1 protein-coding gene is annotated in these 707 nt (G+C 40.7%); it reads left to right on the plus strand.

The genetic code is table 11. From position 1 onward, the window contains the following. The coding region (locus G6Q48_RS21965) for an ArsB/NhaD family transporter (RefSeq protein WP_256372942.1) at positions 1-707 on the plus strand (707 nt) is incomplete at both ends.

Consider the following 707-nt stretch of genomic DNA (forward strand, 5'->3'; position numbering starts at 1 on the left):
TTTGTCATGGCTGCCGGGTTTATTGCAGATACGGCGAGCTTGCCGCTGATTGTTTCGAACCTCGTGAATATCGTTTCTGCGGACTTCTTTAATATTGGATTTACTGAATATGCATTGATTATGGTCCCAGTGGATATTGCAGCAATTATTGCAACATTAGCGATGCTGCATTGGTTTTTCCGCAAAGATATCCCTAAACAATATGATGTTACCAAACTGAGTGAACCGACTTTAGCCATTAAGGACATGACAACGTTTAAAGCAGGTTGGCTGGTATTGGTACTGCTACTTATTGGTTTCTTTTTCTTAGAACCATTAGGTATTCCAGTGAGTGCAATTGCGGCTATTGGCTCCTTAATTCTTTGGGGGATTGCAGCCAGAGGCCATACGATTAACACCAAAAAAGTATTACGTGGCGCACCGTGGCAAATCGTCATTTTCTCTTTAGGTATGTACTTGGTTGTTTATGGTTTAAGAAATGCAGGGTTAACCGATTATCTTTCTGAAACGCTCAATTATCTTGCAGACAAAGGGTTATGGGTAGCAACAATTGGTACGGGATTTATAACTGCATTTTTATCCTCAATAATGAATAATATGCCAACGGTATTAATTGGTGCTTTATCCATTGAAGGGAGTGAAGCGTCAGGGCTAATTCAACAAGCAATGGTTTATGCCAATGTGATTGGTGCCGATTTGGGGCCTAA

It is taken from the genome of Providencia sp. M-27 (assembly GCF_011077905.1).
Classification (GTDB): domain Bacteria; phylum Pseudomonadota; class Gammaproteobacteria; order Enterobacterales; family Enterobacteriaceae; genus Providencia; species Providencia huaxiensis.